This window comes from Bacillus sp. FJAT-27445 (genome assembly GCF_001510665.1).
Classification (GTDB): domain Bacteria; phylum Bacillota; class Bacilli; order Bacillales; family Cytobacillaceae; genus Bacillus_D.
The window spans coordinates 306,048-313,235 of the sequence record NZ_LMTI01000002.1 but is presented as its reverse complement, the minus strand read 5'-3'; the positions used below and the strand labels follow the sequence as shown (position 1 = coordinate 313,235).

General features: G+C 45.8%; 7 protein-coding genes. 5 read left to right on the top strand and 2 right to left on the bottom strand.

Translation table 11 applies throughout. The annotated features are described in order from the left end of the window. The first annotated feature begins 237 nt into the window (after positions 1-237). From AR337_RS06260 to AR337_RS06245, 4 genes are all read left to right on the top strand, one after another. A complete protein-coding gene (locus AR337_RS06260) occupies positions 238-1,380 on the top strand; it encodes an acyl-CoA dehydrogenase (protein WP_059171165.1) in 1,143 nt (380 codons plus the stop codon). 182 nt (positions 1,381-1,562) lie between these two features. Next, on the top strand, positions 1,563-1,925 hold the full coding sequence (cccA, locus tag AR337_RS06255; RefSeq protein ID WP_059171164.1) for a cytochrome c550: 363 nt from the start codon (positions 1,563-1,565) through the stop codon (positions 1,923-1,925). Positions 1,926-2,043: 118 nt separating this feature from the next. After that, positions 2,044-2,754 carry a tRNA (adenine(22)-N(1))-methyltransferase TrmK gene (locus AR337_RS06250; protein WP_059171163.1) on the top strand — a complete coding sequence of 237 codons (711 nt, stop codon included), beginning with the start codon at positions 2,044-2,046 and terminating at the stop codon, positions 2,752-2,754. Then, positions 2,751-3,866, top strand: a complete 1,116-nt coding sequence (locus tag AR337_RS06245) for a Nif3-like dinuclear metal center hexameric protein (protein ID WP_059171162.1) — start codon at positions 2,751-2,753, stop codon at positions 3,864-3,866. Before AR337_RS06250 ends, AR337_RS06245 begins: the two co-directional genes overlap by 4 nt. A gap of 56 nt (positions 3,867-3,922) precedes the next feature. Here the strand turns inward: AR337_RS06245 and AR337_RS06240 are convergent, their stop codons facing one another. Beyond that, positions 3,923-4,879, bottom strand: a complete 957-nt coding sequence (locus tag AR337_RS06240; RefSeq protein ID WP_059171161.1) for a 4-hydroxy-3-methylbut-2-enyl diphosphate reductase — start codon at positions 4,877-4,879, stop codon at positions 3,923-3,925. A gap of 130 nt (positions 4,880-5,009) precedes the next feature. Further along, complete coding sequence (gene vrrA / locus AR337_RS06235; RefSeq protein ID WP_082686876.1) at positions 5,010-5,636, bottom strand: VrrA/YqfQ family protein; 627 nt, start codon at positions 5,634-5,636, stop codon at positions 5,010-5,012. Positions 5,637-5,849: 213 nt separating this feature from the next. Between vrrA and AR337_RS06230 the strand changes: the two genes are divergently transcribed. Further along, positions 5,850-7,163, top strand: coding sequence for a DEAD/DEAH box helicase (locus AR337_RS06230; protein ID WP_059171159.1), 1,314 nt, complete (start codon positions 5,850-5,852; stop codon positions 7,161-7,163). Positions 7,164-7,188: the final 25 nt, after the last annotated feature.

Here is a 7,188-nt window from a genome sequence, read left to right as displayed (position 1 = left end):
CCCCACAGGCGCTAGCGCCGAGGAGGCTCCACTGACGCCCCGCGGAAAGCGTGTGCCCGTAGTGCAAATCAACACATTTGTTAAAACCACTTTTTTTGTGGTGAAGAACCTGAAAAAAAAGAACTGCAGAATAATTCCATTATACACTCTTTTCCAAAAGTTATAAATGTTGAGAAAATTATAGCCTCGCCATATAATGGATAAGAAAGCGCATTCATAGGGGTTGGAGGGGTATTAATGGACTTTAATTTAACATCAGAGCAGGAAATGATAAAAAAGACCATCAGGGAGTTTGCCGATGAGGAAGTCGCACCAGGCGCACTTGAGCGGGACCGGACGAAGCAATTTCCCCATGATATTTTTAAAAAGCTTGGTGACATGGGGGTCATGGGACTTCCTTTCCCAGAAGAATACGGCGGTGGCGGTGCGGATACGATTAGTTTTGCGATTGTAACTGAAGAGCTTAGCAGGGCCTGCGGCTCAACGGGTATTACATATTCGGCACATATTTCACTAGGCGGGGCACCGATCAATATGTTTGGTACGGAAGAGCAAAAACGCAAGTACCTAGTTCCAATATGTACGGGTGATTCGTTCGGAGCATTTGGCCTCACCGAACCTAACGCCGGCTCTGATGCGGGTGGTACTAGGACAACCGCAAAAGAGGAGGATGGCGAGTGGATCATCAATGGCAGCAAGTGCTTTATTACGAATGCAAGCTATGCCAAGCACCTCGCTCTTACTGCAATAACCGGCGGAACGGAGGGAAATAAGGAGATTAGTGCCATTATTGTTCCGACTGATGCCAACGGCTTCAAGATAATCGACAATTATGAAAAAATGGGATTGCACTCTTCGAATACAACAGAGCTTGTTATGGAAGATGTTAAAGTCCCTTCAGAAAACCTCTTGGGGAAAAGGGGAGAAGGCTTTAAACAATTCCTGATTACGCTTGACGGAGGCAGGATTGGTATTGGTGCCATGGCAGTCGGAATCGCACAGGCTGCTTATGATAAGGCGCTGCAGTACTCAAATGAAAGAAAGCAGTTCGGCAGGAACCTATCCTCCTTCCAGGCTATCCAATTCAAGCTTGCCGATATGGCGATGAAGATCGAGCTCGCCAGAACAATGGTGTACAAAGCTGCCTGGCTGAAGGACCAGGGGAAACCATTTACAAAGGAAGCTGCGATGTGCAAGCTTTACGCATCTGAAATTTGCATGGAAGTGACAGACCAGGCTGTCCAGATACATGGCGGATATGGCTATATGAAGGATTATCATGTGGAGCGGTATATGAGAGATGCGAAACTGTTGGAGATTGGGGAAGGAACATCGGAAATCCAGCGCATCGTCATTGCAAGGGAAATTGGCTGCAGCTAAAGGGACAGCAATAGTTGAGTGCAATAAAGGCTGGCCGGCCAATCTTCGGGCCAGCCTTTTGGAACTCTATCATTTAAAAGTGACAAAAGTAACTTAATGCTTTTCCTTCTGACGGAAATCAGCTAAAATAGTAGTTGTTTGTATAGTACACACATTGTTCGTACATAAGGGAGGGGTATTACATGAATCGCAATCCAATAGTTCCATTTATTTTAATTATGGTGATGGGTATCGGGTTAATGTTCTTGCTTTCCTTCAAAGGGCTAGGCGACATGAAGGAAGTTGCCAAAGGCGATAAGGAAGGCGGCGAAAAGACTGAGGTGGCCGCGAAGCCTGAAGATCTCTACAAAGATAAGGGCTGCATTGCATGCCACGGCGATCAGCTTCAGGGGGGCGGAGGACCAAAATTAAGTGATGTCGGTGCAAGATTGGATGAATCCCAAATCAAAGACATCATCCTTAATGGTAAAGGCACTATGCCACCAGGTCTTGCTAAGGGAGCAGAAGCAGACGCACTGGCCAAATGGCTGGCGGATAAGAAATAAATTAATTTGAAGGGCTGCCAGTCGAGTGGCAGCTCTGTCATTTTTTTGTCCTTTGCATATGTGAAGGACTTTTTTTATACTTGTAGGAGAAAAAGTAATCTGAAATGTGGTGCGTAACTTGAATGCTCAGCAATTATCAAAAAGGCTTGCCGCAGTTGCCTCCTTTGTCCCGAAAGGCGCAAAGCTTGCTGATATCGGCTCTGACCATGCATACCTTCCCTGCTACCTTGCAAAAAAAGAATTGATTTCTTTCGCGGTTGCAGGAGAAGTCGTCGAGGGGCCTTTCCTGTCCGCTAAGAAACAGGTGCAAAACGAAGGGCTGCAAGACCTCATTAAAGTAAGGATGGGAAATGGCCTTGAAGTCATTAACCCCGGCGATGCAGACTGTATAACAATAGCAGGTATGGGTGGGACTTTGATTGCAGAAATCCTTGAAGCCGGGAAGGAGAAGCTAGGCTATGTTGACAGGCTAATCCTTCAGCCCAACGTTAGCGCAATCTCCGTCAGGGAATGGCTGTACAAGAATGGCTGGGAGCTAATCGATGAGGCAATCCTTGAGGAAGACGGAAAAATATATGAAGTCCTCGTTGCGGAAAAGGGGAATCCAGATAAGCCTTACAAGAATGGTTTGGAAAAAGGGTTATTATTCGGGCCGTTTTTATTGGAGGATAAAGGAACTGTCTTTAATAAAAAATGGACTTTGGAAAAAGAGAACTGGCAACGCGTCCAGGCTCAGCTGGAAAAGGCACAGGAATCACTTGAAGTCGAGATGAAAAGGAAAGAGCTGCGTGAAAAAATACAGCTTGTGGAGGAGGTATTCGAGAAATGAAAAAAATAAACGGCCACGAATTGATTCGCCTGCTGGAATCTTTTTCACCGAAGGAATATGCAATGGAAGGGGATAGGGTTGGCCTTCAAATCGGCCAGCTGAACAGGCCGGTTGAGAAGATCTTGATCGCTCTCGATTTGGTTGAGGAAGTCGTGGATGAAGCGATTGAGAAAGGTATACAGCTCATTATCGCCCATCATCCCCCAATCTACAGGCCACTTGCAAAGCTTGCAACCGATACCCCGCAAGGCCGCATTATTGAAAAATTAATAAAACATGATATTTCTGTTTATGCCGCGCATACGAACCTTGATGTAGCAAATGGCGGGGTCAATGATATGCTTGCTTCAGCCCTGGGGCTGGAGAATACAGAAGTTTTAGTGCCTACATACGAAGAACGGTTTAAAAAAATAGTGGTTTTTGTCCCACATGAACAAGCGGATAAAGTGAGGGAAGCATTGGGACATGCCGGCGCGGGTGCAATAGGCGATTATAGCCACTGTTCCTATACCTCGGAAGGTACTGGCAGATTCCTTCCCGGTGAGGCCGCAAATCCATTTATCAGGCGCCAGGGCAGCCTTGAGGCGGTTCAAGAGGCAAGAATAGAAACAATCTTGCCTGAACGGCTTGTCAAAAGGGCTATAACAGCCATGCTGAAGGTACATCCATACGAGGAGCCCGCCTATGACATTTATCCGCTGGACAACAAAGGGGAAACGCTTGGACTGGGTAGAATTGGATCGATAGAAGAGATGACTCTTAGGGAGTTCGCAAAAAAAGTGAAAGCTGATTTAGGGGTTGAAGCTGTCCGCGTTGTCGGCAATCTTGATGTTCAGGTCAAAAAAGTCGCGGTTGTTGGCGGTGACGGAAATAAGTATTTTTCCCCAGCAAAATTCAATGGGGCGGATGTGTACGTAACAGGCGATATTTATTATCACGTGGCACAAGATGCTCTGATGCTGGGCTTGAATATTGTCGATCCAGGCCACAATGTCGAAAAAATTATGAAAAAGGGCCTTGCTTCAATTTTAGCAGAAATGTGCCGAGATGCTGGATACGATGCGGAAATCCTCGCTTCAGAAATAGACACCGATCCATTCCAGGTTATCTAAAGATACAAAAAAAACCGGCTGACCCCTCAGCCGGTTTTTCATATCGGAACAATTGCTTAAAGTTGTACTTCCGGTTTTTTCACTTTCGGAAGGATTTTTGAGAGCGGAACATTTTTTGTCCTATCCCATGTATCCGGAATCGCTGGATCATACTGCTCCAGGAAGGCAATAACCTCTTTTGTAATAGGGGTCGGTGTCGAGGCTCCTGCTGTAACAGCAACGGTCGAAGCACCTTTCAGCCAATCAAGGTCCAGCTCGGAGATATCGGCTATTCGATAGGCTTTTGTTCCGGCAATTTCTTCGGAGACCTGTGCAAGCCTGTTGGAGTTATTGCTCTTAGGATCTCCGACGACAATCAATACGTCAGCTTCTCCAGCCTGCTCCGCTACGGCTTCCTGCCTTACTTGTGTAGCCATGCAAATTTCTTTATGCACTTCCGCATGAGGATATTTTTCTTTAACCCTTTTCATAATGTCGGATACATCCCATTGGCTCATCGTCGTCTGATTCGTCACGGTGATTTTATCATGCTTAATTTCCAGGGCATCGACGTCCGCGGCGGTTTCAACTAAAAAGACCGTCCCCGGTGCAGCTACGCCAACCGCGCCCTCAGGTTCAGGGTGGCCTTTTTTACCGATATAGATGACTTTGAATCCTTCCGCTTCTTTCTCACGGATTAATTCATGGGTCTTGGTGACATCCGGGCATGTTGCATCCAGCGTTACCAGTCCCTTTTCTTTTGCAAGGCTTCGAACTTCCGGCGAGATGCCATGAGCGGTGAAAATAACCGTTCCCTTATCAACCTTTTCGAGGATTTCCCTTCTGTTATTCCCGTCTAGGGTTATAATCCCCTCCTCGGCAAACGCATCAGTCACATGTTTATTATGAACGATCATTCCAAGAATGTAGATAGGGCGGGGCAATGATTTATCTAAGGCGGCGTTCCTGGCAATGACCATTGCGTCTACTACGCCATAGCAATAGCCGCGCGGTGAAATTTTAATGACTTTCATAACAGCCTCCTATAAAGATCAGACATAAACGTTATGTATATAGTATATAGGACTTGAAAGAATACTTCAAAGTGTATTATCTCACAGGGGAACAGTAAAGGGTGCCGCGAGCGGCACCCGAATGGCTTTGTTAAAAAAAGAGCTTGGGCCTTGAGACACCCCGAGATTCTTCAATATTTTCCGAATGTGATTTGGACGGGGGTGAGTCTTCCTCATCAGCAACCTTTTTTCGGGCACCTTCAATTTTTGCTGGGGGACGGTTTTTGGGTCCAGTCGCCGAGCTGCCGATAGGTTTCTCCTTGCCAGAACTTTCTTTTGTTTGCGTTTCGTTTTTATCATCGGAGTTTTTAAGTCCCCGGTAAAGCTTCCACATGGCTGGCAGGTTTCTGAAAAGCGGTCCGTACTGTTCAATTAATGGACCGAATTGCTGAGCAGTATTCAAAACATTTTGGGTGTTGGCAAGAAACGTGTTAATTGCATCCGGATTGCCAAGCGTTTGCAGGATGGAGCCGGCTCCCGTTCCTCCAGTTCCAGCTGCGACTCCGCGGCCGGCAACGGCTTGCCCTTGGGGGGATTTTCCAAAAAGCCGTGCTAGAAGGCCTCCCCCTCTTGATGGCTGCCTTTGCATTGGATTCATCTGGCCCATAAAAGGGGAGCGGGGCGGACCTTGAAAGCCTGCTTGCCTGCCAAATGGCCCCCCCATAGGATTGCGCCCGAATCCCCCTTGCCTCCGCATTTGCGGCATAGGTGGCATCATTTTTGTCTCCTTTCAAATAATATCCTCTTTTTAAAATATGCATCTTTTCCAATAATGTTAAGAAAGCTGATAATCGAAAAAAGGGTGATGAAATCCATAAAAATAGTGAATGATGAAAATAGAGGATTACGGGTGGAGATTTCGCCCAAACTTTACTATAATTACAGGATGGATAATAAGTATGTTCCATAATAGAACATGAGGAGCAATAAGATGAACGAAAACCAATTCGAACGATTTAGGCTTAAACCATTTTTGATAGAGGCAGTAGACTCAATGGGCTTCAAAAAGCCGACGGAAATACAGGAACAAATGATTCCCGCTGCGTTAAAAGGGGATAGTGCAATTGGACAATCCAGGACGGGAACAGGAAAAACCCATTCCTATCTTCTGCCAATCCTTGAAAAGCTCGACCCAGGCAGGCAGGAAGTGCAAGCAGTGATTACTGCGCCAACCAGGGAGCTCGCAGGGCAGATATATCAACAGTTTGTAAAGGCTGTTGAACACTATGACGGCCCTGAGGAAATTAGAGTGCGGAATTATATTGGCGGAACGGATAAACAAAAAACAATCGAGAAGCTGAAGGTCCAGCCGCATATTGTCGTTGGAACTCCATCCAGAATCAACGACCTGGTTCAGGAGCAGGCGTTATTCGTCCACAATGCCAGGACGCTCGTTATCGATGAAGCCGATTTAATGCTCGACATGGGTTTCCTGGAGGATGTTGATAAAATTGCTTCGAGAATGCCGGAGAAGCTTCAAATGCTGGTTTTCTCTGCAACCATCCCTGAAAAGCTAAAGCCCTTTTTAAAAAAATATATGGAAAACCCAAAATATATCCATATTGAACCAAAGAAAAAAGCAGCTGATAATCTGGAACACTTGATACTTCCTTCTAGGCATAAAAATAAGAAGGAAATTGTCTATAACGTGCTGGGCGCCTTTAACCCTTACCTGGCAATCGTATTTACAAATACAAAAAAAATGGCTGATGAGGTCGCCGACTTCCTAATCGGGAAGGGGCTAAAGGTTGGAAGGGTTCACGGGAACCTTAATCCGCGAGAACGAAAAAAAATGATGAAGCAAATTCAGGATTTAGAATATCAATATATTGTCGCAACAGACCTAGCTGCCAGGGGAATTGATATCGAAGGTGTCAGCCATGTCATCAACTACGAATTGCCGAGTGATTTGGATTTCTATATTCATCGCGTTGGCAGAACTGCCAGGGCAGGATTTTCAGGTATCGCGTTAACCGTATATGAAGCTTCGGATGAAGATGCTCTAAACAAGCTTGAAAAAATGGGCATCACCTTTAACCATGTTGATTTTGGCAAGGATGGCCTTGTTGAAATCGGGGAAAGAAACAAGCGGAAAACGAGAAAGAAAACCGAGGACCAAACTGACAAAATAGCAAAATCAATGGTGAAATCTCCTCGTAAGGTGAAGCCGGGCTATAAGAAAAAGATCAATGCCGAAATTGCCAAAGTAAAGAAAAGGCAAAGCAGGCTGAATAGGAAAAAGTAGGGCAAGGGTTTGGATTCCTGCCGGA